Source organism: Parasphingorhabdus sp., assembly GCF_039982395.1.
Lineage (GTDB): Bacteria > Pseudomonadota > Alphaproteobacteria > Sphingomonadales > Sphingomonadaceae > Parasphingorhabdus.
In genome coordinates this window covers 25,164-49,957 of the sequence record NZ_JBDWYO010000002.1, presented here as the reverse complement: position 1 = coordinate 49,957, position 24,794 = coordinate 25,164, and the positions used below count along the sequence as shown (strand labels likewise).

27 protein-coding genes, 1 tRNA gene and 1 pseudogene are annotated in these 24,794 nt (G+C 52.7%); 14 read left to right on the top strand and 15 right to left on the bottom strand.

The annotated features are described in order from the left end of the window. Nucleotides 1-82 precede the first annotated feature (82 nt). The 5 genes from ABJV08_RS05905 to ABJV08_RS05885 all read left to right on the top strand — a co-directional run bounded on the left by ABJV08_RS05905 (nt 83) and on the right by ABJV08_RS05885 (nt 4,409). A complete protein-coding gene (locus tag ABJV08_RS05905; RefSeq protein ID WP_348053340.1) occupies nt 83-1,111 on the top strand; it encodes a helix-turn-helix domain-containing protein in 1,029 nt (342 codons plus the stop codon). Between the two features lie 114 nt (nt 1,112-1,225). Further along, a complete protein-coding gene (locus tag ABJV08_RS05900) occupies nt 1,226-2,083 on the top strand; it encodes a sterol desaturase family protein (RefSeq protein WP_348053338.1) in 858 nt (285 codons plus the stop codon). Nucleotides 2,084-2,318: 235 nt separating this feature from the next. After that, nucleotides 2,319-3,182 carry a phasin family protein gene (locus tag ABJV08_RS05895; RefSeq protein ID WP_348053335.1) on the top strand — a complete coding sequence of 288 codons (864 nt, stop codon included), beginning with the start codon at nt 2,319-2,321 and terminating at the stop codon, nt 3,180-3,182. A gap of 217 nt (nt 3,183-3,399) precedes the next feature. After that, the gene (gene clpS / locus ABJV08_RS05890; protein ID WP_348053440.1) at nt 3,400-3,729 is read left to right on the top strand and encodes an ATP-dependent Clp protease adapter ClpS; all 330 of its coding nucleotides are present in this window, start codon (nt 3,400-3,402) and stop codon (nt 3,727-3,729) included. Between the two features lie 20 nt (nt 3,730-3,749). Then, nucleotides 3,750-4,409: a DsbA family oxidoreductase gene (locus tag ABJV08_RS05885; protein WP_348053333.1), complete on the top strand. Its 660-nt coding sequence runs from the start codon at nt 3,750-3,752 to the stop codon at nt 4,407-4,409. A 3-nt stretch (nt 4,410-4,412) separates the two neighbouring features. Here the strand turns inward: ABJV08_RS05885 and ABJV08_RS05880 are convergent, their stop codons facing one another. The 6 genes from ABJV08_RS05880 to ABJV08_RS05855 form a co-directional block, all read right to left on the bottom strand. Continuing rightward, on the bottom strand, nt 4,413-5,162 hold the full coding sequence (locus ABJV08_RS05880; RefSeq protein ID WP_348053438.1) for a DUF1295 domain-containing protein: 750 nt from the start codon (nt 5,160-5,162) through the stop codon (nt 4,413-4,415). Nucleotides 5,163-5,209: 47 nt separating this feature from the next. Beyond that, nucleotides 5,210-5,848 carry a lysophospholipid acyltransferase family protein gene (locus ABJV08_RS05875; protein ID WP_348053331.1) on the bottom strand — a complete coding sequence of 213 codons (639 nt, stop codon included), beginning with the start codon at nt 5,846-5,848 and terminating at the stop codon, nt 5,210-5,212. A 106-nt stretch (nt 5,849-5,954) separates the two neighbouring features. After that, nucleotides 5,955-6,479, bottom strand: coding sequence for a thermonuclease family protein (locus ABJV08_RS05870; RefSeq protein ID WP_348053329.1), 525 nt, complete (start codon nt 6,477-6,479; stop codon nt 5,955-5,957). Between the two features lie 48 nt (nt 6,480-6,527). Then, nucleotides 6,528-6,851 (bottom strand): PilZ domain-containing protein, encoded by a 324-nt coding sequence (locus tag ABJV08_RS05865; protein ID WP_348074377.1) that lies wholly within the window; start codon nt 6,849-6,851, stop codon nt 6,528-6,530. A 195-nt stretch (nt 6,852-7,046) separates the two neighbouring features. Further along, a complete protein-coding gene (locus tag ABJV08_RS05860; RefSeq protein WP_348053325.1) occupies nt 7,047-7,931 on the bottom strand; it encodes a cation diffusion facilitator family transporter in 885 nt (294 codons plus the stop codon). A gap of 200 nt (nt 7,932-8,131) precedes the next feature. Then, complete coding sequence (locus ABJV08_RS05855) at nt 8,132-8,311, bottom strand: PspC domain-containing protein (protein WP_348053323.1); 180 nt, start codon at nt 8,309-8,311, stop codon at nt 8,132-8,134. A 615-nt stretch (nt 8,312-8,926) separates the two neighbouring features. Here ABJV08_RS05855 and recF point away from each other — a divergent pair. From recF to ABJV08_RS05840, 3 genes are all read left to right on the top strand, one after another. After that, the gene (recF, locus tag ABJV08_RS05850; RefSeq protein WP_348053321.1) at nt 8,927-10,000 is read left to right on the top strand and encodes a DNA replication/repair protein RecF; all 1,074 of its coding nucleotides are present in this window, start codon (nt 8,927-8,929) and stop codon (nt 9,998-10,000) included. Between the two features lie 119 nt (nt 10,001-10,119). Beyond that, entirely contained in the window at nt 10,120-10,767 is a 648-nt protein-coding gene (locus tag ABJV08_RS05845; protein WP_348115122.1) for a CHAP domain-containing protein, read from the top strand. 39 nt (nt 10,768-10,806) lie between these two features. Continuing rightward, a complete protein-coding gene (locus ABJV08_RS05840) occupies nt 10,807-11,397 on the top strand; it encodes a molybdenum cofactor guanylyltransferase (RefSeq protein WP_348053317.1) in 591 nt (196 codons plus the stop codon). Nucleotides 11,398-11,461: 64 nt separating this feature from the next. On the opposite strand, the gene ABJV08_RS05835 is transcribed toward ABJV08_RS05840, so the two are convergent. Further along, entirely contained in the window at nt 11,462-11,728 is a 267-nt protein-coding gene (locus ABJV08_RS05835; protein ID WP_348053315.1) for a hypothetical protein, read from the bottom strand. A 199-nt stretch (nt 11,729-11,927) separates the two neighbouring features. On the opposite strand from ABJV08_RS05835, the gene ABJV08_RS05830 reads away from it, so the two are divergent. Both ABJV08_RS05830 and ABJV08_RS05825 read left to right on the top strand, forming a co-directional pair. Beyond that, nucleotides 11,928-13,358 (top strand): amidohydrolase, encoded by a 1,431-nt coding sequence (locus ABJV08_RS05830; protein ID WP_348053313.1) that lies wholly within the window; start codon nt 11,928-11,930, stop codon nt 13,356-13,358. A gap of 293 nt (nt 13,359-13,651) precedes the next feature. Then, nucleotides 13,652-14,161 carry a hypothetical protein gene (locus tag ABJV08_RS05825; protein WP_348053311.1) on the top strand — a complete coding sequence of 170 codons (510 nt, stop codon included), beginning with the start codon at nt 13,652-13,654 and terminating at the stop codon, nt 14,159-14,161. 140 nt (nt 14,162-14,301) lie between these two features. On the opposite strand, the gene ABJV08_RS05820 is transcribed toward ABJV08_RS05825, so the two are convergent. From ABJV08_RS05820 to ABJV08_RS05805, 4 genes are all read right to left on the bottom strand, one after another. Then, nucleotides 14,302-14,736, bottom strand: coding sequence for a hypothetical protein (locus tag ABJV08_RS05820; protein ID WP_348053309.1), 435 nt, complete (start codon nt 14,734-14,736; stop codon nt 14,302-14,304). Between the two features lie 157 nt (nt 14,737-14,893). Continuing rightward, nucleotides 14,894-15,298 carry a hypothetical protein gene (locus ABJV08_RS05815; RefSeq protein ID WP_348053307.1) on the bottom strand — a complete coding sequence of 135 codons (405 nt, stop codon included), beginning with the start codon at nt 15,296-15,298 and terminating at the stop codon, nt 14,894-14,896. Beyond that, on the bottom strand, nt 15,295-15,900 hold the full coding sequence (locus ABJV08_RS05810) for a hypothetical protein (RefSeq protein WP_348053305.1): 606 nt from the start codon (nt 15,898-15,900) through the stop codon (nt 15,295-15,297). Before ABJV08_RS05810 ends, ABJV08_RS05815 begins: the two co-directional genes overlap by 4 nt. Then, on the bottom strand, nt 15,897-16,208 hold the full coding sequence (locus ABJV08_RS05805; RefSeq protein WP_348115126.1) for a PadR family transcriptional regulator: 312 nt from the start codon (nt 16,206-16,208) through the stop codon (nt 15,897-15,899). The genes ABJV08_RS05810 and ABJV08_RS05805 overlap by 4 nt, the downstream gene beginning before the upstream one ends. Before the next feature lie 232 nt (nt 16,209-16,440). On the opposite strand from ABJV08_RS05805, the gene ABJV08_RS05800 reads away from it, so the two are divergent. Then, nucleotides 16,441-17,907, top strand: a complete 1,467-nt coding sequence (locus ABJV08_RS05800) for a serine hydrolase domain-containing protein (RefSeq protein ID WP_348053301.1) — start codon at nt 16,441-16,443, stop codon at nt 17,905-17,907. A 60-nt stretch (nt 17,908-17,967) separates the two neighbouring features. On the opposite strand, the gene ABJV08_RS05795 is transcribed toward ABJV08_RS05800, so the two are convergent. Further along, nucleotides 17,968-19,182 (bottom strand): saccharopine dehydrogenase NADP-binding domain-containing protein, encoded by a 1,215-nt coding sequence (locus ABJV08_RS05795; RefSeq protein ID WP_348053299.1) that lies wholly within the window; start codon nt 19,180-19,182, stop codon nt 17,968-17,970. Between the two features lie 385 nt (nt 19,183-19,567). Between ABJV08_RS05795 and ABJV08_RS05790 the strand changes: the two genes are divergently transcribed. The 3 genes and pseudogenes from ABJV08_RS05790 to ABJV08_RS05780 all read left to right on the top strand — a co-directional run bounded on the left by ABJV08_RS05790 (nt 19,568) and on the right by ABJV08_RS05780 (nt 22,641). Next, nucleotides 19,568-21,151, top strand: coding sequence for a leucyl aminopeptidase (locus ABJV08_RS05790; RefSeq protein ID WP_348053297.1), 1,584 nt, complete (start codon nt 19,568-19,570; stop codon nt 21,149-21,151). Between the two features lie 153 nt (nt 21,152-21,304). Beyond that, a pseudogene (locus tag ABJV08_RS05785) lies at nt 21,305-21,463 on the top strand (GMC oxidoreductase); the annotation flags it as partial. Nucleotides 21,464-21,750: 287 nt separating this feature from the next. Continuing rightward, nucleotides 21,751-22,641 carry an OmpA family protein gene (locus ABJV08_RS05780; RefSeq protein WP_348053295.1) on the top strand — a complete coding sequence of 297 codons (891 nt, stop codon included), beginning with the start codon at nt 21,751-21,753 and terminating at the stop codon, nt 22,639-22,641. A gap of 317 nt (nt 22,642-22,958) precedes the next feature. Here ABJV08_RS05780 and ABJV08_RS05775 read toward each other — a convergent pair. From ABJV08_RS05775 to ABJV08_RS05765, 3 genes are all read right to left on the bottom strand, one after another. Then, nucleotides 22,959-23,034: transfer RNA gene (locus ABJV08_RS05775), tRNA-Phe, on the bottom strand. Nucleotides 23,035-23,135: 101 nt separating this feature from the next. Then, complete coding sequence (yacG, locus tag ABJV08_RS05770) at nt 23,136-23,339, bottom strand: DNA gyrase inhibitor YacG (protein WP_348053293.1); 204 nt, start codon at nt 23,337-23,339, stop codon at nt 23,136-23,138. A gap of 3 nt (nt 23,340-23,342) precedes the next feature. Then, complete coding sequence (locus ABJV08_RS05765) at nt 23,343-24,776, bottom strand: sodium-dependent transporter (RefSeq protein WP_348053291.1); 1,434 nt, start codon at nt 24,774-24,776, stop codon at nt 23,343-23,345. Between the last annotated feature and the right edge of the window lie 18 nt (nt 24,777-24,794).

Below are 24,794 nucleotides of genomic sequence, written 5' to 3'. Positions count from 1 at the left end.
ATCCTACCGGTCCATGTTGTCATAAGCTACAAAGAACCATCACTATTTGGCGCTTGCCGTCAAATGCACTAGGGTATCGCCGATGGACTTGGAACTTTTCATCATAGTGCGGCTGATGGCCGTTGGCGCCTGCTTCCTGCTGTTGACAATATTGATCGCTGGTTCGGTTCGCCTGTCATTGAAAATACCATTGGCTGGCCTGGTGATCGGGGCAGCAGCCTATCTGGTCAATGCCGATACCCTGTTTGACCCGCTTCTGATGACCGGACGGTTGATCGATCTAGCGTCGCTCAGCACGCCTTTCTGGATCTGGCTGTTCGCACGCGAGCTATACGAACGGGCGGCCCCGCTCTGGTTGCTGGCCTTAATTGCAGCTCTATATCTAACCGGCTGGGCGATTGCGCATTTTATCGACACCGAAAATGGCGTTGGCTTTTACATCATTCATATCCTGTCTTTGACGCTCGTGATCGACTTGATGATTGTCTCGATCTCCGGTTTAAAAGATGACCTGGTTCAGCGGCGGCGGCTGATCCGTATTTATCTGCCAGTCTTAATTGGCCTGCAGTCGGGCGGGATTTTGATTCACGAACTGATCTACGGAACCGATCCGACGATCATGGCGCAAACCGTGAACGGATTGATGGTCTTCGCGGTCATACTCTTCGCTGGCATTGCGCTGCTCCGAACCGATGCCACCTTGTTGGTTGAAACCGATAGCCAAAAACATGACAAACCCCGCGAACACGACCTGTCTCCGTCAGAATCGGTGTTAAAAGACCGGCTGAACGCGATGATGGTGGAGGGTGACTATCGCGAAACCGGCCTGACTATTCAATCGCTGGCCAAAAAGCTGGCAACACCGGAGCATCGCCTGAGAGGCTTGATCAACGGCAAGCTCGGTCATCGCAATTTTTCGTCCTTTCTCAACGGCTACCGGATCAACGAAGCCAAGGAAAAATTGGCTGACCGGGAGCTTGTTGACCTACCAATTCTCACAATCGCTATGGATCTAGGCTATAATAGCCTTGCGCCGTTCAACCGGGCTTTTCGCAGTGAAGCCGGCATGACTCCTAGCGATTTTCGCAAACAAGCGATTGATCAAAAGTAAAAAACACTGATCCATTTCAAAATTGATCGGCATTTTCCGGGAATGCAGAGAATTGCTGTCAGCGTCGCGGCATAACCACTCCATCGCAAATCAAACAAACGACGGAGATTACCAGTGCCTGACCTATTAGAGAAGATTATCGACCATATGTTCGCGGCCTTTACGTTCGACCTCGGTCGTTACCTCATCGCGGCCGGACTGATATCCCTCATCATCTGGCGCGCGCGCAAATGGTCCGAAGCCAGGCGCATTCAAACACGCCGTGCCGGTTTCAAGGATTATAAACGCGAGGTTCTTTCTTCGCTGCGGACGGTTCTGGTCTTTGGCCTGACGACCATCAGCACGGTTTTGATGGTAGAGGCAGGATGGATCAGCATTCCGGAAGGCCCGATCAACTGGCCGATCCTGATCATCCAACTGCTTGCGATGATCGTTGCCCATGATGCCTACTTCTATTGGATGCATCGCGGATTGCATCTCAAAGCCATGTTTCGCTTTTCTCATCTGCATCACCACAAGTCTCGGACACCAACCCCCTGGGCGGCATATAGCTTCTCTTCGTTCGAAGCGATGAGCGAGGCCGCATTCGTACCCGCCTATCTTCTAATGGCATCGGTTCTTGGCGCGCCGACATACGGCTTCGCCATTTTCCTTTTCCTCGCCCACATGATCCTACGCAATGCCATTGGTCATGCCGGCGTCGAATTTTTTCCGGCTGGCTGGACCCGCGGCCCACTAAACTGGATCACGACGACCACCCATCATGACCTTCATCATAGCGAGGGCAATACCAACTTCGGTCTCTACTTCACATGGTGGGACCGCATGATGGGCACAGAGCACCCGCATTACGAAGAACGGTTCAATGCGGTAGCGAAACCGATCCGTGCGCCGGTGAGCGTAGCCGCCAATGCCAGCATTGCATCCTTGTCGATGCTGATCATTGTCACCTCTCCGTTTATCGCGGGATGACAGCGTAGAGCCAATCCAATTGCGATATTCTCCGCCAACCGATGCTGCGAGCCGTATGTGCGCTCGCAGCATTTTTCTTGATTCTCAGAATTTTCAAATAGATCGATAGGCTTATCTATCTGATAAATATTGATTTATATCCCATGATTCCGTTTATTGTGCACTGCACCATTTTCCTTGACATCAGCCACCTCATCCCTTATTTGTGCACTGCAACAAAGAAATGAGGTATCCAATGGCTGATACGAAAAACGAAACATCCACTGCTCCGGCAGCGAAAACAACTGGCAGAATTTCTGCTGATGCGGCTTATTCTGCAGCAGCATCCGCGACCAGTATTTCCGCCAAGCCGATGTCAGAAACCAAAATTGTCGAGAAACCTGCAGCTGTAAAAGCGCCGACAACAACGGAAACCAAAAAGCCGGTGGCTACTGCTGCTAAACCGGCAACAGCGGCAAAAGCGGCTGTCAAGAAAACCGCAGCGTCCAAGCCGGCAACAAAGAAGGTCATAGCGAAGCGCAAAGTCGCCGCGAAGTCAGTTGCCAAAACCACATTGAACAAGAAGACTAAAGGAACCAAAAAAATGGCTACCAGAAAAACCACCACGACCAAGCGCGTTGTGAAAAACACCAAAGCTGCCAACACCAAGGCCGCTAACAGCGCGAAGAAAACCGTCGAGAACCTCGGCTCACGTTTTGAGAAATTGGCATCTGACGCGCAAGTGCGTGCAAAAGAAGCTGCCGACCGTGCAGTTGCACTTTCGAAAAATGCCGTTGAATTTAACCGTGAAAATGTCGAGACGCTGATCGAAAGCGGGAAAATCGCTGCAAAAGGCGCTCAGACAATTGGTCAAACCAATGTGAAATACACGCGTGAAAATTTTGTTGAAGCAAGCCGCGCCCTGCAGGGTCTTTTCAGCGTTGCAACGCCGAAAGACATGATTGAAAAGCAGGCTGACTATCTTCGCAGCGGCCTGGACCGGGTAATGGACCAGACTTCGAACAATGCCGATGCTGTTGTTAAGCTCGCTGGGAAAACCTATCAGCCGATTGCTGATCGCGTCAGCGAAATCCGTAAGGACATTAAAAAAGCCGCTTAAGCTGCTTTTGAATGGATCAAAAAGGGATCGTTCCTCCGGAGCGGTCCCTTTTTTATGCTTTATCGACACGGGCAAGCGCAAAAGCATCGGAAACTATCAATCCGCCACTTGCCCTCAGGGGTAAAAATACCATATCCTGAGACGAATGATGAACCACCAGATTCTTTTACCGATCCCGAAAGCTGAGAAGCGGCGTCTTGCCGTTGATCGTCCGGTCATGGGCGATGATGACGACAAAGGATCCGATGATGACACGAATCTGGGCATCGCAACCAAGACTCGGGCCAAAACGAAGAAGCCCAGCCCTTATAAAGTCCTCATTCTCAATGATGATTATACACCGATGGAATTTGTCGTTCTCGTTCTGAAACGATTCTTCAACATGGACATCGATGAAGCGACCCGGGTCATGCTGCATGTGCATCAGAAAGGCGTCGGGGTCTGCGGAACGTTCAGCTATGAAGTTGCAGAAACCAAAGTCACACAGGTGATGGACTTTGCTCGGAAGAATGAGCATCCGTTGCAATGCACGCTTGAGAAAGCCTGATAGAAATTAAGGGAATTACCATGTCCGATATACCAGTTATTACCGTGGATATCGTCTCCGATGTGGTTTGTCCTTGGTGTATCATTGGATATAAGAAGCTTGAAAAGGCAATGGTTCAATTTGAAAGAAAAGCCCGCTTTGAACTGTCTTGGCATGCTTTTGAATTAAACCCGTCAATGCCTCCAGAAGGCCAGGACATCAATGAGCATATGGCGCAGAAATATGGCGCCACCCCCGAACAGAGCAAAGTCAATAGAGACCGCCTGCGCGACGCGGGAGGCAATCTGGATTTTGAGTTTCACTATAGCGAAAACATGCGAATGGTGAACACCTTTGACGCGCATCGTTTGCTCCACTGGGCTGGCGAAACGGGCAAGCAGACAGCTCTAAAGCTCGCCTTGTTTAAAGCGCATTTTACTGATGGAATGAATGTCAGCGATCACGAAACATTGGTGGCCATCGCATCCGCAGTTGGCCTGGATGAGCAGCGGGCAAGCGATCTGCTCAGCACCGGCCTATATGCTGACGAGGTCAGAGCGGTGGAAGCGGAATGGCAAGATCGTTTCATTACCGGTGTGCCGGCCTTCATCTTCAACAAAAAGTTCATGGTGCCGGGAGCCCAGGAAGCCGACGTTTTTGCCAATATTATCGAAAACAAGCTTCTCAAGAAAGCGGCTTGAAGCCTAGTCTCGCTTAGGCGGCATCGGGAAAAATCCCGAGGTCCGGTCAATATAGTCAACATAGTCCGGCCGGTTCTTTTTCAAGCTTTTTTCAAGCAGGGGCGCTCCGCTCCACTTCATCAACGTGAAGCTCAAAAATAGGGGCCCGGCCACGGCGGCCCAGACAGGCCAACCGGTCTGAGCGGCGACCAGCCAAATTCCCCACCAAGCACAAAAATCGCCGAAATAATTGGGGTGCCGCGTATATTTCCACAATCCACTGTCCAGCACTTTGCCTTTGTTGGCCGGATTTGCGCGAAAAGTTTTGAGCTGCATGTCGCCGATGGTTTCAAACGCAATTCCGATCAACGCAATGGCCGCCCCAATAAACCCGACAATGCCAATCTCACTGCTATTGGCCAGCAATATCCCTAGCTGGGCTGGCAAGCAAACCACGAAAAGAAGGGGAATCTGGAGCGCCCATGCTTTCAACAGCGCCGCCTTCGCAAAGCTCATCCCTTGCTTATCCATCGCATGTCCCATGATCTTGGCGTAGCGAGGGTCCAACCCGTCTTTGCGCCAACGTAGGAATAGGTGGGTTCCCAGCCGGATGCCCCAAAGCGCTGTCAGTGCCCAGATCATATATGCCAAAGGCCCTGGATCATCAGCCTGCGAGAAGGCCGCGCTCGCCATTATTGCCATTCCATAGGCCCAAAAAGCGTCAATAAATGATACATCCCTTATGCGGACGGATATAAACCATAAGATGATCATAATGACCACGAGCAATACGAAATTCAGACCCAAAGCTGCGAGCACATTCAACTTTTCGATCCTTCCTCTCGTTCTTTTCCAAGCATTTCAGAACCAGTGGAAACGATGTCGCGCATTGCCTTGTCGGGATATTTTGGGGCAACGCTGTGGTAGAAGTCACTGAGCTTTTTCATGTCGGCCTTATAATCTCCGGAAGGCATGAACGATGGTCCCAATCCTCCCGTCCTTTTTGAATAGTCCATCATGCCCATAATCAACGGAACTTTTGCCTTCAGCGCTATATAGTAGAAGCCTGTGCGCCATTGATTGACGCTGCCGCGCGTGCCTTCGGGTGGAATCGTCAACAGAAAGTCATCCCGCCGGTCAAATTCTCTCACCATCGCATCGACCATATTTTGAGACTTCTCTCGGTCTACGGGTATCCCGCCCAGCCGACGCATCATGTCTCCCCATGGCCATTTGAACAATGTGTTCTTGCCGATCCAGTATGATTCAATCTTCAGCTTATTGGTCAGGCCAAAGAAATATAGAAAATCCCAGTTGCTGGTGTGCGGAGCGGCGATGATGACCGCTTTTCTCGGCGGAGGGTTTTCCTGACCCGCGGTCCATCCATTAATTGTGAACATGAACACAGAAAAGCGGCGGACAATCTCAGACAGCCAATTCGGTTTGATCTTTTCGTGCACGCATCCTCCCACTCGCGGGAACGGATGCCGCGGTTCGCGATCGACCATAAGTCTATTTTTTGGCCGCGCAATAAAAGATATCGAGAGACAGGATCACCGCGCTTCTTCAGCGCGGGTTTTCCGCACGCCAAATTCTCGGACTTGTGAAAGAACCCTTCCAGATCCCCCGTTTTGCTCGTTTTGCCAACCCCTCTTCCTTGGCATAGACCGGATCACCAAAACTCTCGGCGGTTTGCGCCAAACCCAATCGAACCAGCTCCGCGCCAAGATCTTTCCCGGACGGATCGGTGCATGTAGAGATCGCTCGCTGATATTGATCCCTTGCCGAGACCTCGCAAATATGGCGGTCAACACCGAGAAGTCTTTCCAATCCCGCACGGGCCACTTTTCCGCAATCCCAATCCTTACCCGTCTCATCCTTACAGCGCTGTCGATATTCGGGTGCATCGATGCCGTAGAGACGGAATTCCTCGCTGGCCGTTTTGAAACTATCTCCGTCAATCACCTGAACCTTGGCGCCATTGACGTTCAGAATCTCAGGTTCATAGGGCCATAGTTGCGAAGCGACGACACTCAACAGGATGACGAATATGGCTATGAACAGCCTGGTTCGGGTGGAAAATTTTTGCATGCAGTCCGCAGTGCGTAGCGGACGGTTCTCAAATTGCCAATCGGCTCTCTAGCCAGTCAATTGCAAAGACGGATATTGGCTGATGATATGGTTGTAGACGGCGGGGTGCAAAGACTGCAAAAACTCGCAACCAAAAAAGTCCCCTTCGTTCCACCAGATTTTGCTCTCAAGGGCGGCAAAGGACGGCAATCTTAAGAAAATGGTTTTCTCGCCAGTCAAGCGGGTCATGCAACGCATGCGGAAACCGGTGATCGAAAGGTCCAATATCATGGCCTCTACGCTTCCCAAGCCAGGCTCTCTAACCGCTGCAACTATTTCGACACCCGCACGTGATGACACACGGGGATCGCCGCGCTTTAACGCCTTAGTCATTGTCCGAAGGTCCGGCTTGCCGTCCATAGTTCGCAGATCCCCTGTTTCCAACGCAACCTAAATGGATGCGTTCAGCTAGACGCAGGTAATCGCCTGCTCGAGGTCAGGATTAACGAAAGATGTTTATGCAATCGTTAACGCGAAAGCCGATTTGTTCATAAAAAATGCGAAAAGTGCATAATAATTTTCCAGCCGCTAATTTTGACCACTGCAGTCAATCTGGCACAATTCTGCCTCCTCGTCCTCAAGTTCGATCTGAATGGTGATATGGTGAATGGAAAACCGGGCCTTCACTTCTTTTTGAACATCAGCAAGAAACCCTCTCCCCGGATGGCCATCTGGCAGAACCAGATGCGCGGTCATCGCGGTTTCGCTAGTGCTCATTGGCCATACGTGGAGATCATGAACAGCTTGTACCCCCGGCAATGAACCCAGATAATCGAGCACCTCTTCCAGTTCGATATCGCGAGGGACACCGGCCAGCGACATCCTGATCGCTTCAGACAGCAATCCCCATGTACTCCAGAATATCAGACCAACAATGAACAGGCTGATCAGGGGATCGATCCAGTTCAGTCCGGTAAAATAAATTACAATCCCGCCAACAACCACACCCGCAGAAACGCCGGCGTCAGCCATCATATGCAGAAAGGCGCCGCGTATATTAATATCTTCCTTCTGACCCTGAATGAAGAGCATCGCGGTTCCAAAATTGATCACGATACCAAGCGAAGCGACAATGATAACCGTGGTCGACGCAATGGCGCTCGGAGCACTGAAACGCTCAATCGCTTCCCAAGCAATCGCCCCGCAAGCAACAAGCAGGAAAAGGCCGTTTAGCAAAGCGGCAAGAATGGATGAACCACCCAGACCATAAGTGAATTGCTTGCTTGGTGGTCGTTTCGAGAGTTCCGCGCCGGCCCATGCGACCGCCAGCCCCAAGACATCGGAAAGATTGTGGCCGGCGTCGGCTAACAACGCCATCGATCCGGACAACAAACCAAATATGACTTCTACAATGATGTAAATGATGTTGAGCGTAATGCCCAAAGCAAAGGCGCGGCTGAAGTTTGCTGGCATGTGGCCGTGCGGTCCATGGCGATCATGATGGCTGTGGGAAGAATGCCCATGGCTATGATGATGACCTGGGGACATTGACGCTCCGGCAATTATAGTGCGAAATTGAAATATTCAATTACACGGATTAGCCAGAGCGGTCTATATTTTTTCTTCAATAGTTTCCGTATGTTATATCATCTACCGATGAATGAATATCGGGATCAATCGACAATCAATCCGATCGCAAGGTAGATGATAACAGCAGAGCCAACGCCGAAGATCGTTGCGAGGACGAAGATGATGCGTATCAAATTAACATCCATACCGCTCCAATTTGCCAGTCCGGAACAGACGCCCATCAATTTGCCATTGGCTTTGTCGAGTTTCAGTTTGCTTTTCATGGGGTGATTGCTTCCTTTGTTTGATGAAATGGGCTCGGGCCAGTTTTGCGGCTGAGTTTCTTTGTTTTTGCTCTTATCAACCATCAGATCACCAACGCGGCTGATGAGTTAATCGCTGGCATCACGCTGGCACTGATGAAGAGCGTAGCGGTTGCGACCGCTCCGAAAGCGGCAAGAAATGAATTTTGAAGACTATGTGACATGATATTTTCTTTCTTTGCTATAAAGGGATATTAAACGACAATCGAAGCAGCGTTGTTGACCGCCGGGCCAACGCTGGCACCAACGAATAGAGCTGCTGAAAACAAGGCGGCTACGGCCGCTGTCAGGTTGTTGGAGACATTCGAGAACATTTGGATACCCTTTCAATTTAAATCTGTATTTCGCACCATTGCGAAGATATCCAATGCTTTGCATGGTCCGTGCCAGTTTCAATATATATCTTTATATCAATCACTTAACTTATTTTGCGCGGAAGCAGGAAAACCATTAAGACCGAAAAATAGGAAAATATACCAATAGTTAGTATTCAATTTCCAGTCTCGGTCCTGAACTATGGCTCAATCCGAATTTGCTTCTCTTTGAAGATGGTGAAAGCTAGTAGAAAGCTCTGCCATGAACCTGTCCCAACTTACCTTGCAAAACTTTCGCAACTATCCGGAATTGCGCCTAACGGCAGCGCCCGGATTCATGGTTTTCAGCGGCGAGAACGGAGCCGGCAAGACGAATGTCTTGGAAGCATTGTCGTTGCTTGCCCCCGGACGCGGTCTGAGGCGCGCGCCGCTTCGCGACATGGCCTGTCAGGAAGGTCCGGGTAATTTCGCCGTCGCGGCTCAGTTGGGAGACGTCCAGATTGGAACCGGCACCGATCCAGACGCGCCCGAGCGTCGCAAAACACGGATAAACGAGGCAGCCGCGCCAACCAATGATCTGGCGCAATGGCTCTCGATCTTGTGGCTGACACCTGCAATGGATCGTTTGTTCATGGAGGGGGCAGCAGGACGGCGGAATTTTCTCGATCGGTTGGTCATGGCCCTAGAGCCGGCCCATGCGCGAAACTGTGCCCGCTACGAAGCCGCCCGGCGCGAACGCAACCGTTTGCTAGCCGATGATTCCATTGCCGACAAAAATTGGCTTGAAGGGCTGGATGTCCAGCTCGCGCAATTCGGTTCTTTGGTTGCAGAGGCCCGATATAAGATGGTGCAGGCATTGGATTTGATGCTGGTACAATCAGACAGTCAAATATTTGCAACGCCAACTTTGCAACTGGTGGATGACAAGTTGCGCACCGAGGTTCAACTCCACGAAATGCTGCAACAGAATAGTCTCGCAGACAAAGCAGCGGGCAGGACTTTGCGGGGCCCGCATCGCGCGGATCTCAATGTATTGCACGCTGCAAAGCAGCAGCAGGCAGAGAAATGTTCAACCGGAGAACAGAAAGCATTGCTGTTCTCGATCATTCTGGCCCATGCCGACTTGATTGCCGAACGGCGCAACGACCGACCGATATTGTTGCTAGACGAGGTTGCAGCCCATCTGGATCCGCAGCGGCGGGCTGCCCTTTTTCAAAAGCTGGAAGAACGGGGCGGTCAAGTCTGGCTTACCGGCACCGAACCGGGTTTATTCAAAGATATTCCTAACAACGCGCTGCATTTTGAAGTCTCCAACGGAACGGTCATTTCGCGATAGGCCGCGCCATTGTCGAATGATGGTTTACAAGAAATTTACGATGCCCATTAGCGAGAATTTTGGGCAAGCCGGCTAAGTCCCGTCAGATGGACGCAACGGCTATAAAACAATCTGCAACTTTGCTTCGGAATGCAATCATTCCGATTCTCTTGGTGCTGCAAGCGGTGATGCTGCCGACACCGGCAAAAGCCAATGACTATCTCCAATGCGTGCCGTTCGCCAGGGAGCTTAGCGGCGTCCAGATTTATGGTGACGCGCATAGCTGGTGGGACAAGGCGGCGGGAGTCTATCAACGCGGAGCAATACCAGCCGAAGGCGCGGTCCTGTCCCTGGCCAGTCATGGCGCCATGAGACTGGGCCATGTTGCTGTGGTTCACAAGATTATCGACAAGCGCAATATCTTGATCAGCCACGCAAACTGGTCGCCGATCAATGGCCGTCGCGGACAGATTGAACGGCGCGTTGCGGCAAAGGATGTCTCGCAAAACAATGACTGGAGCCGGGTCCGCATTTGGTATGCCCCGATCGGCAAGCTGGGGACCACGACCTTTCCCGTAAATGGCTTTATCTATCCCGGGAAAGCGCCAAAGAACAGCGGTCGGCAATGGGCATCCGCAAAGCCAGAGACCTCCAGTCGACCGCCCAATCGCTCGCTGTTTGATCGCAGACTGAAGGCGGAGCTATCACAATCTGCGAAAGACGAACGCCCGAACGAAGCCGCTCCAACAGACTTGATCGGGGATTTGCTGGACAGATTGGGCAGCTAAGGCCAGATTGAGGCCGATGCTTCAAACGGGACTTCTTACATGAACAGCAAGCCACCGACCTGCCTCGTCATTCTGGCCGGCGGACAGTCGACCCGCATGGGCATCGACAAGGCGATCATCGCCTTTAAAGGCCAAAGGCTGATTGACAGGCTTGTCTCAAAATTTGCGGGCAAGGCAGACTTGACCCTTTTGTCTGCGGCTGAGGACTATGGCACCGGTTTGACGATTATCCGCGATGATCCGAATGCTCCCGGTGGTCCGGTGGGCGGGATATTTTCGGTGGCTGCGCGATTGCACGAGACACATCCGGAGATGGCGGGGTTTGTCACTCTGCCGGTGGATGCCCCCTATGCACCAGCCGATCTCGTCGAACGTCTGACCGCGAGCGGCATTTGCACCGTGGCAGAGGATCACCAACGCATCCACCCTACTTTTGCTTATTGGCGCTGCGATATGATCAACAATATCAGCCAATCGCTCGAGCAGAGCAAGCGGTCACCGTCCCTGCAATGGCTAGCGCGAGAAGCGGGAGCGGATAAAGTCACTTGGTCCGATGAACAATTGTTTATGAACATAAACCGGCCGGAAGATCTGGTGGCGGCAGAGCGGCACAAAAAAGCCGGCGCTTGAAGAAAGCACCGGCTTTTAAATATCTAGAATTGCTAGAAAAGTCGCGACACAGAGACGCTTGAAATTACTTCAAACGGCGAATTTCAGCTTTGCTGAGGCTGGTCACCAATTTGCCATCGTTGTTAGAAAGCGTAGCCGCTTCGATCCGGCGAACCTTGCCTTTGTAAATAACCAAAAGATCGCCAGCATCGGTAACGCGAGTCACTTTGGCAATCTTGGAACCACTGACGTCATAGAGACGGTCATTGCGTTCTGCATCTGCAGCCAATGCGGCTGGAGCGGTCAGGGTCAGTGCTGTTGCAGCAAGGATGAGGGAGGATATTAGACGCATGGTTTACTCCATTATGTTTGGGGTTGAACCGCAAACTAGGCCCGCCCTCAATTAAGTTGCAATATGAAATGCTGCACCTGCGAGTTGCATTTTTGCAATTGACCTAAAATCACCCACATCAGGCAATATTAAAACGTGGTTGCCCGTCGCCCCCATATTATGCCATCCTCGCCTGAATAACTGCACAAATGAGGTTCCCATGATCCGTTACGCCCTGATTGCCGCCCTCGCCTCCCTTCCCGTATCCGCCCATGCCCAGCCAGCAGACATCATGTCGGACATCTCGGCTCTAGTCGATGCGCGGTCCGCGGAATCGGCAAAGACCGCCCGGCAATTGTGGGATTGGGCCGAGCTGGGCTATCAGGAACAAAAATCCAGCGACCTTCTGAAACAGACGCTCAAATCCAACGGCTTCGCCATCACCTCTGGCGTGGCGGATATTCCCACCGCATTTACCGCCGAGTTCGGCAAAGGCGGTCCGGTGATCGCTATCTTGGCGGAATATGACGCCCTGCCTGGCATCAATCAGGACGCGGTTGCCACCCGTTCCCCGATCGACGGCAAAGGCGCCGCCCATGCATGCGGCCACAATCTGTTCGCCGCCGGATCGATAGAAGCCGCCATCGCGGTGAGCAAATGGCTCAAGCAAACCGGCACGCCCGGCCGCGTGCGCCTCTATGGCACGCCAGCCGAAGAAGGTGGCAGCGGCAAAGTCTATATGGTCCGGGCGGGATTGTTCAATGACGTTGATATCGCGCTACACTGGCATGCCGCTGATGAAAATTCGGCCGCCGCCCGCACTACCCTTGCCAACCGCTCCGCGAAATTCCGTTTTCGCGGCACGTCTGCCCATGCCGCGGGAGCACCGGAAAAGGCACGCTCTGCGCTGGATGGCGTGGAATCCTTCAATATGATGGCCAATATGATGCGCGAGCATGTCCCGCAGCAAAGCCGGATCCATTATGTCATCACCGACGGCGGCACCGCGCCCAATGTCGTACCGGACTTTGCTGAAGTCTTTTACTATGTCCGCCACCCCGATCCGGATGGCGTTGATGCCATCTGGACGCGGCTCGAAGACGCCGCCCGGGGCGCCGCGCTGGGCACCGGCACCAAAGTCGACTGGGAAGTGATTCACGGCAACAACCCGCTGCTGGTCAACGAACCGCTGGCGAAGATGATGGATGCCAAATTGCGCCAGGTCGGCGGTGTTACTTATACAGCGGAAGAGCAGAAATTTGCCGAGGGCATATATGCCAGCTTTGACAAACCCGGCCATGCGCTGGGCAGCCAGGAAGAAATACAAGCTTATACGGTCTCCCTCGGCTATGGCTCGACCGATGTCGGCGATGTCTCTTATGCCACACCGACGGTCGGCCTGCGCACCGCCACCTGGGTGCCTGGCACCTCGGCGCACAGCTGGCAGTCGTCTGCGGCCAGCGGCATGTCGATCGGCTTCAAAGGCGTCCAAGTCGCCGCCAAAACGCTGTCTCTGGCGGCGATAGAGCTATACACAAACCCCGACCTGCGCGCCGAAGCCAAGGCAGAATTCGACAAGGCGCGCGGCCCGGATTACCAGTATAAATCCCTGCTCGGCGACCGCGATCCGCCACTGGACTACCGGAAATAAGAGAAGCGGGTGAAGTGGCTGCATCGCAGCGATCCAAGCCTTTGATTCCGGCCTAGGATCATTTCTTTCGCATTTATGCCTATGCTCAAAATCTTCCAGCCTCAAAAGCCGGAGGCAAGCCCGACCCTATTGCCCCAGCGCAAAATTGACAGAAATGCACGTTTTTTGTTTCCCGTCACTTTCGCCCGAAAACCTCGGTTTTCAAGCCTGTCAAGGCCACAGCCAGCGGATCCAGTGTGACCATCCAGCCGGCACTAAAGATAAGTTTAACAATAGGCCATTATGGCTGATTTATGGACAAGGAAGGTCACCCTCCCGAACAGCATTTTGTTGATCAAGGCGATTGGCTAGGTGCGATCATGATGCTTTGTTTTCTGATTATTTTTCCGGTCTGCATCATAGCGTTATGGCTGGAACCACGAGATGCAGCGCCCCTGCATTTTGTCGTACCATTCACAGCATTATTTTTATTGGGTCTGCCTTTCTTGGTAAAGGAGCTCATCTACGCTCGAACACGAGAGTTTCTGGTCAATTGCCAAACAGGGGAAATCACCTTGGTGATGAAGCGGCCGTTGCAGAGTTCAGTCGAGCGTATAGCGCCGCATTCGATCAGTAAGCTGATTTTCCGAACTACCGACAACGACGGCTACTGGCATCACGCGATGATCGAAATCAACACACGACGAACGATTAGTTTTGCTCAGGGAGGACATGAACCAGCGGTCCGTGCCGAATATGAGAGAATGATCGAAGCACTCAAGGTGATTGTACCTCATTTGCCAACCGAAGAACTTCGCGAATAGTGGGATTACGTTCCATAGTTTAACCGAAATTGGTTGAAAATCTGCCATAAAAAGAGTCTTCCAATGGCAGCAATCTCCCGAAAGCGGACATTGGCCCAAGGCTAGCCAAACCGTGCTCGAGTGTGCCGGGTGCGGATATACTATAAGCCATTGTTGGGATTTTTTGAAACCGGAGCCTGAGGCAGAGCACAAGCACTAGTTTCAAGCCGCTTGAACCTTAGTTGAGCGAACACATGGGGTGATGTGGCGCGATCAAGCGCAACAATCAGAATATTGCTTTCACAGGGACCTTGATCATCTTGACTTTGTTCACATGCAAAGTGGATCTCTCGGGGATAAGGCTGGAGATCAGGGTCCATTTGATCTAGAAATTTGCATTGGGAGACGCGGTCCAGCAGGTTGTCCACTGACAATGGTGTGTTATCTAAATCATATGCATCGAAACGCATGTTTTCCAAAGTATCAGCATCCTGCGCAGCGATCGCATCTGCCGCATCCGCAACAATATCTCTCGCTTCAGCACTAGAGGCGCTCACTGCAGCAACGAGCGCGACAGCAACTCCAACTATTTTCATCCAAACCTGTCCCTAATTTAATAGGAGGCTTAGTATCACGACCGTCGAATGTCGGCAAATCGAGCCAAAACCGACAATCAAACTGCCCAATCTTAGTGTCAGCTTTTGCCCCCATAGCGGACCCTGGAAAGCTCGCCAGCCGAGATCTAACAAGGGTTTATTTCTTATCCGAGAGACTTTGATTTACTTCCCGCAATGACATGAAACCGCTTGTAGCAAACAAGCTGCCTGCAATTAGTAGCGCAAAGCCCCCGACAAATGGCCCCGTGAATATAAAAAGAGTCGCGGCATTGGCTAATGGTATAAGGCTGATGATAGTTAGAAGAATAGCATTCTGCCGATGCTGTTTGATAGTCAATATTCCGGCTAGCAAAGACACAATAAGCCAATTCCAAACAGGAAGTAGCCATAATGGTTCGATAAAAAATGCAACGAAAGGATTGGTGCCATCAATATTCGCGACTTTGGATGCTTCAGAGAAACCGGTGGTATGGAGCAATGCAGTAAGAACAAGAACGAAACAGCCTAACCAAGCAAGATATTTCGCATAACTGGGATTCATACTGCATGCCCCTTTCTAATCCATTTCAAGTTTGGAATAAGCCACAAAAACAAGCTGCCAGTCATAGCCAAGGCCCATATAAAATACTCTTCACTGACCACAGCAAGTGAGAAGACCATCGGAACAGCAATACTGGTTTCAATATATGCAGTCGAAGCTATCATCATGAAATGTGCTGAATTTAAAACCAATGCAAAGAGCAACACAGCAAGTGTATGTGGCCATTTTTTGAGGAGTAAAAATATTCCGGCACCCAAATACGCAATGGATGCAGAGCCAATCAACGCCAACTGCCAGCCCGACCAAGAATATTCCTGCCAGGCCTCAGGGCTCGCGCTACTAAGATAAACCTTGAGTGCTGCCCAACCAAAGAGGCAGGTAACGATACCCCAGCGTAAAATGGGTTCATAACGTTCAACATTCATTTTCTGTCTCCAAGCAGCGAAAAGGCATCCAATTGCAAAAAGCAGCGCGTCCTGTTGTCCATCGATATGGTGAAATTCATTGTGCATTGCGGTCGCCCACTGTTTCTGGCTAGTGGGCATAATTCGCGATGATACTGACAGGATATGTTCAGCCATTTTTATTTGAATGGATTTCATACCGCCGCACCAATTGGTAAAACCAAAGGATCAAGCGACGCATCATTTGCTTGATGGCGCGCCAGAGCTGTTCCGGCGGCGGACAAGCGGTAAACGTGCCTCGGAGGAAGTCCCGGCTTTTCAGAATCCCGCCATTCTGATTCCAAGTAATCCTGCTCACTCAATCTTATGAGAATCGGATAAAGAGCACCAGACTTGATGTTTAACATCTTGGTTATTTCATAACCATACCGCCAAGTTTGTGGAGCCTCGGCGAGCATCAATAGGACCAAACGGGTTTGTTTTGATATGTTGCGACGCCTAGCCATGAATATAAATATATATATGTAGAGTTTATAGTCAACACCAATCTTAATCTATGCTCCTGATATTTCGAACTGAAACATAAGCGAAATTCCTAGTGTCCGCTTTTGCGCCCAAAGCGGGCGTTGGCCTTGGGTTCGCAACATCTCGAAAGCGGACGTCAAAAACCTGTCATCCCGTATCTTGCATTTGCGCCATCCGGGCGTAAGTTGGTCGAAATTACAGGGGATTTTGATCATGCTTTCCAGAAATGCGCTGGCCATTGTGCTCGCCACGACAATCACGATGCCGGCATTGGCGGAAACGCCAGAGGAAGCGTTGGCTTCTCGGTTTCGCGCCGCTTCGGTCTGGCTAGACGCCAATCTGGAGAAGGAGTCGGTTCCCGGTGCAGCGATCGGCATGGTGCATGATCAGGAACTGATCTGGAGCCATCAATTTGGCGTTGAAAGCTACAGCACGGCAAATCCCGTCACCGATGATACACTCTTCAGCATCTGTTCGGTGTCAAAGCTGTTTAACGGGGTCGCGGCGATGAATCTGGTCGACGAAGGGCTGCTCGACCTTGATGCGCCGCTGAGCCAATATGATGCCAGCATGGCCTTGCCCGACAAGCTCGGATCTGAAGAGCCTGTCACAACGCGGGGAATTTTGTCGCATGTCGCGGGCTTGCCCCGAGAAGGCACGCTAGATTATTGGGCCGACAATAGTTTCCCCGATGTTGCTGGATTACGCGAGACGGTCAGCACGCAGGAACAATTGTACAAGCCTTATGACCATTGGCAATATTCAAACCTCGGCATGGCCATGCTGGGTGATGTCGTGAGCAAGCTATCCGGCAAGAGCTGGGGCGAATATGTCGATCAGACCATCTTCAGCCCGCTCGGAATGGACGGATCGGCAACCGACATGCCTTTTGATCGCGCGGGCAATGGCTTTGCGCAAGGCTATTATATCCGTTCTGCGAAGGGCGAAAGAAAGGCCGTCGAGCCACACAGTTTCCGCGCCTTCGCCCCCGCCGCTGGAATTGCATCCAGTGTCAACGACATAGCGAAATTTGCGTCATGGAATTTCCGATTGCTGGACAAAGGAGGCGAGGAAATATTGAAAGCGACCACGCTGAAGAATATGCAGCGCGTACACTGGGTCGGTGCGGATTTTGAAGAACCGGCGTGGGGGCTCGCATATGCGACGCGGCGCTATAACAAAAAAACCATGTGGGGCCATGGCGGCTATTGTCCGGGCGCGCGGACCGAATTTGTCATGCGTTTGCCGACCAAAGTGGCGGCTGTGATGATGGTCAGTGCGAACGATGTATCACCCGGAGCGATGGTGAAAACCGTCTATTCGCTAACCGAAAAAGCGATAGCCAAAGTTCATGGAAAATTAGCCAAAGACGCCAAGAAAACGGCCAAAGCAGAAAAGTCGAAAAGCAGCGTCAACCTGTCTGCCTTTGAAGGGTCTTATCATGTCGCCAATTATGACTGGGACTTATATGTTGGGGTCAATGAGGACGGCCTGTTTGCTATACCGATTTTCGCCAATGATCCGACCGGCGCGCTGGAGACCTGGGTCCATGAGGAAGGCGACGTTTTCCGGCGCAAACGCAAGGACGACACACTCGCAGAGGCGATCACCTTTGAACGTGATGCCGCAGGCAATGTGATATCCCTGGTCCAGCACAGCTACCGGTCGACAAAACGCTAGCTGGTCGGCGGCCAGAAGCCCGTTCCAGCGCTGCATTCACGGGGAGAGCGGTGGTCTGGTTCATTCAAGGTCGAATGTGAGACCGGCGTGCTTGCGCAATCGTTCAATCAGCTTGTCGCCCAATATTGAGGCCGGTGTCCAGAAACCGCCTTTCGCATCCGCAGGCATATCCTGCGCGAGGCAAGCAGCGGCCTGCGCCAGCATTTTCGCGGTCGACCCATAGCCCGGGTCGCGGTCACCGGTTACGCGGCATTTTATCTGATCGCCCGCCGCTGTGGCACCCAAAAAGACAAGGTCATAATGGCCTTCCAGCTGCTCTTTTTCACTGGGTCCTTCCCCCGGCTTGGGCAGTATATAATTTTCCAGCAACCAACGAACCGGTGGCAGCGCAAGACCGACCATGAATAGATTCATGCCCCACGCCGTGGCCCGGGCCATCCGCTTCCCCTTTCCGTCCTTGCCGGTCACCATCGCCTCTTCATACAGAAAGTCGACGCCGTAGCTGTTGTTCGTCAAAGCGTTGGAACGGTGCACTACACGGGTGTTGATGGCGGCCATTACAAAGGGCGCAATCCAGCTGTCATATTCATCATCATAGGCCATTTTTACGTCGCGTTGCTGAGCCGAAAAACCATGGTCTGGTGGACATAGGCTATAGGGATCCTGCAATTGCCGCCGCAAATCCGCGTCGCCTGCCGCCTCCTTGACCATGTTGATAATACTGGCGATCGTGCCGCCCGATGCGCCGCCCTTGAGCTTTGCTACCCGCATATTGATCTTGCTGCAGGGCTGGCCAAATGTTTCTAAGGCCTGTTTTTGCAAGAAATGCACGCCGAGATCTGACGGGATCGAGTCAAACCCGCAGCAATGCACGATCAATGCGCCACTCTCCTGCGCCGCTTCTGCATAGCGTTGCTGCATTTTGCGGATCCATTGCGGCTCGCCCGTAAGGTCACAATAATGGGTGCCAGATTCGGCGCAAACCTTGACCAATGTATCGCCATATAGCGCATAAGGTCCGACGGTCGAGATAACGACTTTGCCGCGCCCACACATTGTTTTTAGCGCGTCTTCGTCGCTGGCATCCGCCACCAGAATTTCAATATCTGACAGACCGATGTCGTGGCTCAATGCCTCCAGCTTGCTCTGGGAACGCCCGGCGATCGCCCAGCGTATCGACCCGTCGGCAAATTGCTCGTGCATATAGCGGGTCATGATCTGACCGACAAAGCTAGTGGCACCATAAACGATGATATCATATTCCTGGTCTGTCATGTGACCCCCTGAAGGACGTTAAAATTATGCGGCGAAACATGTGGCAGCGCATTCTTCCACCGAAGCCCACCCTTGTTGATCCGCCATCGCTTGTGGAACAGCAATAGACCGATCAGGTCATTTGGTCTCTATAAATCATTCCTATCCCTTTGACCTCCCTTGACAATAGAGAAACCGGCGTCTCAAGAAGCGGGTTCACGAAGGAGTCAGGGCTTGCAACCATGACCGAGACTCACGTGGGGGCCCGTTGTAGAAAGGGGCCAACATTGTCCTCGACGTCTCCATTCATCGTTTTTTGTTGATAGATCGAACTTGCCCTTTGCATGGTCTTGCGCAAAGTTACAGCCTTGGCCAACCCCGAAGCCAAAGATACAAAGGAGCGTTCATGACCAAGTTCAAGACTCAATGCATTGGCCTTTTTGCCGCCATACCGTTGATGGCAATAGCCGCCCCGGCGCAGGCGCAATCGGTTATTGGATCAGGTGTACCCGCCAGCACGGCCGGGAATAGTCAAGAACGGCCCATCGGCTTTGCCGAGCAAGTGCCCGCAACCGCCGCGCTCGTCATTTTGACCCAAAATGGGGAGCTGCTAGATGTTCCGGGCCTGTCCATGACCGAGCGTGGCGCGGTGGAGACTGCCATTGCCGCCGAGGGATTTAAAGGAAAGCTAGGCCATAGCCTTAAGCTCCGGGGCATTGGTCAGCGCCCATTGATACTGATTGTCGGAACCGCAAAGCCCGACGACAAAGGCGCGGACTGGCGCGAAGCCGCAGGCAGCGCCGTACAAAAATTGATGAAGGAAGAGGTTGAACTGGCCATTGTCGGCGCGCCTGATCCCGCGACGATGACCGAAGCGGCGCTTGGCTTGGCACTCGGCCAGTATCGCTTTGATCGTTATCAATATGACGTGGACAAAAGTCCGGCCAGCCAAAAGATAACCATTGCGGGGGCCGGCGCGAGCGAGGCACAGGCGCTTTGGAATGGTCGGCACAAGCATCTTGCCGAAGGGGTCCGCTTTGTCCGTGATCTGCAAAGCGAGCCAGCGAACGCTCTCTACCCGCAGAGCTTTGTTGACCGCACACGCGCGGCTTTTTCTGGCATTCCCAATGTCAGTATCAAGGTTCTTGATGAAACGGAGATGCGAAAATTGAACATGGGCGCCATTGTGGGTGTTGGCCAAGGCAGCCCGCGCGGATCGCGGATGATGGTCGTCAGCTATCGGGGCGCAAGCGGTCCGCCACTGGCTCTGGCAGGAAAAGGGATCACATTTGATACGGGCGGCATATCCATAAAACCAAATAAAGGCATGTGGGCAATGAAGGCGGATATGTCAGGCGCCGCTGCGGTAATGGGGGCCACATTGTCTTTAGCCAAAAGCCGTGCGCCGGTTCATGTCGTAGCAGTGGCCGCGCTGGCCGAAAACATGCCCGGCGCCAATGCCCAACGCCCCGGTGATGTCGTCCGCACCTATGGTGGCAAGACGATCGAAATACTGAGCACCGATGCCGAGGGCCGGTTGGTGCTCGCCGACGCGGTGCAATATGTGGCGGATCGGTACAAACCTTTTGCATTGGTTGATATTGCGACGCTGACCGGCTCAGTCGGACGAGCGCTGGGCAGTCAATATGCCGGACTGTTCGCGCGCGAAGATGCTGTGGCAGACCGAATGTTGAACGCAGCAGAAGAGAGCGGAGAGGCTCTGTGGAGATTACCGCTTCATCCAGCCTATGCGAAAGCAGTCCGTTCAGACATTGCCGATGTAAAGAACTCTGGCGTTACAGATGCGCCAGGTGCCAGCGCCGGCGCGCATTTCATCGGCTATTTCATCGATGAATCTCTGCCTTGGGCGCATCTTGATATTGCCGGTGTGGATTGGAACAGTTCCTCACGACCGCTGTCTCCTAAAGGCGCATCCGGCTTTGGCGTGCGCCTGTTGGATCAACTGGCTCGTGACTGGACGGCAGATTAGGCCGCTGCAGCGCAATGTTCAAATCTCGGCTGCATCCCGATAGCGGCGATATGTTGCAAAGATTGTCCGTCCCCCATTTCCTGTTTCCTGACGATCGAAGATGGACTTTGATCGCTGCTACCAGTGCCAGTGTGTTGAACGGCCGATGCCATGGCCGTGGTCGACCATGAATTGCGCGTGCATGGACTGGAAGGATTATATGTCGCGGACGCCTCTATCATGCCGCGGATTTCATCCGGATACACCAATGCACCAACAATCATGATTGCCGAAAAAGCGGCGGAGATGATCTTGGGGCATCATTCTCGATAGATTCGATATTCTGCCGAATGCTCGCCCCTCGGCCGGGCGCCTCCGGAAACCCGTCCTCTCTCTGTACCAGGCAGTCCGCAACGGCTTGCCCCGCGATCCACTCGGATTGTCCCCAGAATCAGCCACAAAGCCGGTCATGTTCATGCACCAGAAAGGAAGACCGCACCACTCAGGCGGTCCATATGTCGCGTTTACCGCTTCATATTGCGCTGCAGGCTTTGGGGAGTCTAACGGTCATAACGTCACAAACACGGGGGCTGGATTCTATCGTTTGAAGGAGAAGCTTAATGCGTGATATTTCCAAAAGTCAGAAAACCCCTCTCTTGCTTGCCACGCTTGCAATTCTAGCGCCGAGTAATGTTTCTGCACAGCAGCTGAATCAGGAAGACGACATCGTCGTGACCGGCCAGCAGGAAACCGAATATGTTGACGCCATATCGGATGCTCCCGCCACCAAAGGACCCGACATCAAAGGCATCATCACAGCACGCAGCGGCAACAGAATGCAAATCATTGCCGAAGACGGCACCAGGGCGGTTGTCGCTCTTGATGATGCCACCAAGATCAAAGCCAGCAAGGGCCTGTTCGGCATCAACCGCAAAACACTATCCCAGACGGCGTTGCTCAATGGCCTCCCTGTCACCGTCAAGACGTTGCAATCCGGCGATGGCCTCGTGGCGAGCACAATCAATTTGCGCAACAATGACCTGAAAACGGCAAATATGATCCACACGGGCACGGCCCAAGGCTTTGCTGAACAAACAGCGGCAACCCAAGCGTTGAGGGGCCGCATGGGCGATATCGATCAATATAATATCAAAGGCACGACGAACGTGAACTTTGATATTGGCAAGTCCGCGCTATCCCCGCAGGGCAAAGCCGATCTGTGCGCGGCAACAAGCACCGCAGAAGGGATGAAAAACTCTTTGCTGTTGGTTGTCGGCTACACGGATTCGACCGGTAGCGATGAACTGAATCAGCGCCTTAGCGAACAACGGGCCGGTCGGGTGGTCAATTATATTCAGCAAGCCTGTGGTTGGAAACCCTATCGCATGCTCACCCCCACTGGAATGGCAAAAGCAGACCCGCTTGCGAGCAATGACACCGCACAGGGCAAAGCACAAAACCGCCGCGTTGCGGTCAACATCATGGTGAGCAAAGGCCTGGATGGCCTTTAAACGCCGCGGATTGGGTTGCGCCTGCCCGGCAATTCTCGGCAGGCTTTAGCGGTCGATGACAAAAGAAAAGGAGCGACACCGGAGGGATAATCAAACCGGTGTCGCTCCCTAAAAGCCTCGACCAAATGCAGCACAACACAGAAGGGAGCAATGGTTGCGCGCTGTTGTCGAGGGGAATTACAAAGCACCTGAATTGTTAAACGGCGAAATCGCGGAACATTTAAGGGGGACATTGCAGCTCGGCGAAATTCATTGGCGCATGGCCATGAGCATTCTCAAGGCGCGAAATCTTGGAGACACCAAATATTAGGAAAAAGTGGTGCCCGAGGGCGGATTCGAACCACCGACACAGCGATTTTCAGTCGCTTGCTCTACCAACTGAGCTACTCGGGCATCTGGGCCTACACAATGTGCGGGCCGCGTTAGGAAGCGACGCTATAGGCGGGGGGATTGCTGCTTGTCCAGCCTAAAAATGGCGGCTCGATTCCAACCGCTTAGCCTTCCCCGTCACGTCCGGAATCTCCGGCAAAATGATCAGCCAGCTGGTCTGGAGAAACCGCTGGTCCGGGTATTTTATATCCATCGCCCAGCCATTGCAGCAAATCGCGATCCTTACAGCCTGCGCTGCAAAAAGGTGCCCATTGCTCTACTCCGGCTTTGCGACATATCGGGCATTTCGGGGATTTCAGCCCGGCCACCGGCTAGCCCTGCCCAACCAGGTTAGGGAAGACAGCGAAGACAAAGATCAGCGCCACGCCGACGGGAGAAAGCCACGCCACCAAAAAGCGCCACAGGCCAAACAGCGGGCCTTCCAGGCCTGTCTCTGCCGCGATCAGCTTCTTGTCAGCCTTCCAACCGATAAAGACAGCGGTCAGGAACGCCGTGAGCGGCAGCAAGATTTTGGACACCAGATCGTCAATCGTATCGAAAATATTCTTGTCTTCAAAAAGCGTAATGAAGCCCAAAGGTCGCACATCGCTCCAAACGTTCAGGGACAAGGCACAGGCAACGCCGATCAAGAAGGTGATTCCGCCAATCGACCAGGCTGTGAACGCACGGCTCCGTTCAAATTTGCGCATCGCCCATGCCACTACGGCTTCGAGCAACGATATGGAGCTGGTCAAGGCCGCGAAAAAGACCAGGATGAAAAACAAGAGTCCTACCAATGATCCGGCAGGCATCGTGTGGAAAGCTATTGGCAGAGACTGGAACACCAATGTCGGTCCCGCTGCGGCATCTAGCCCAACGGCGAAAACAATCGGGAAAATCATCAGACCTGCGAGAAGCGCAACGCCGGTGTCAGCAAAGGCGATCATCCCGGCGGTGGGCGCGAGTTTGGTCTCCCGCGATACATAGCCGCCATAAGTGATCAATGCCGCGGAAGCGACACTCATCGAGAACAAGGCTTGCCCCAACGCATCATTCATAACCGCCGGAGTTAGCTTGCTGAAATCCGGAGTAAACAAAAAGGCCACCGCTTTGGCAAATTCACCAGTGAAAGCACCATAGATCGTGATCAACACCAGCAGGATAAAAAAGGTCGGCATCAGATAGGTTGCCGCTTTTTCAATACCGTCGGTCACGCCGCGCGCAACGATCCAGATGGTCATGATCATGAACAATGTGTGCATCCCCAACAGCATGGGTATGTTGCTGAAAAGATCGGTCATTCTGCCGGGAATGGTTTCCGGACTTTCCGAAGCAAGCGCTCCAGCAAAGGGGTTTCCGGAAGCAATGGCCCCAAGAAAATCGCCGCCCATCACGCCGACATAATAGAGCACCCAGCCAGCAACGACGCTATAAAAGGTGAGGATGAGAAAGGCGTTCAGAACCCCAATTCCGCCAAATATGCCCCATTTTCTGCTAACATTGGAATCTTCCGCGACCTTGACCACACTATGATAGGCGTCGCTGCGGCCATGACGGCCAATCAATATTTCAGACAGCACCATCGGCAGTCCGATCAAAAGAATACAACCAATATAGACAAGGACGAAGGCACCGCCGCCATTTTCACCAGCAAGCGTCGGGAAACGCCAGATATTGCCGAGGCCAACCGCGGCGCCAACCGCTGCCAAAACAAATGCTGTTCGCGAGGACCAACCCTCGCCACCCGGTGCTATTGCGCCTGCCATTGAAATATTCTCCCCAAT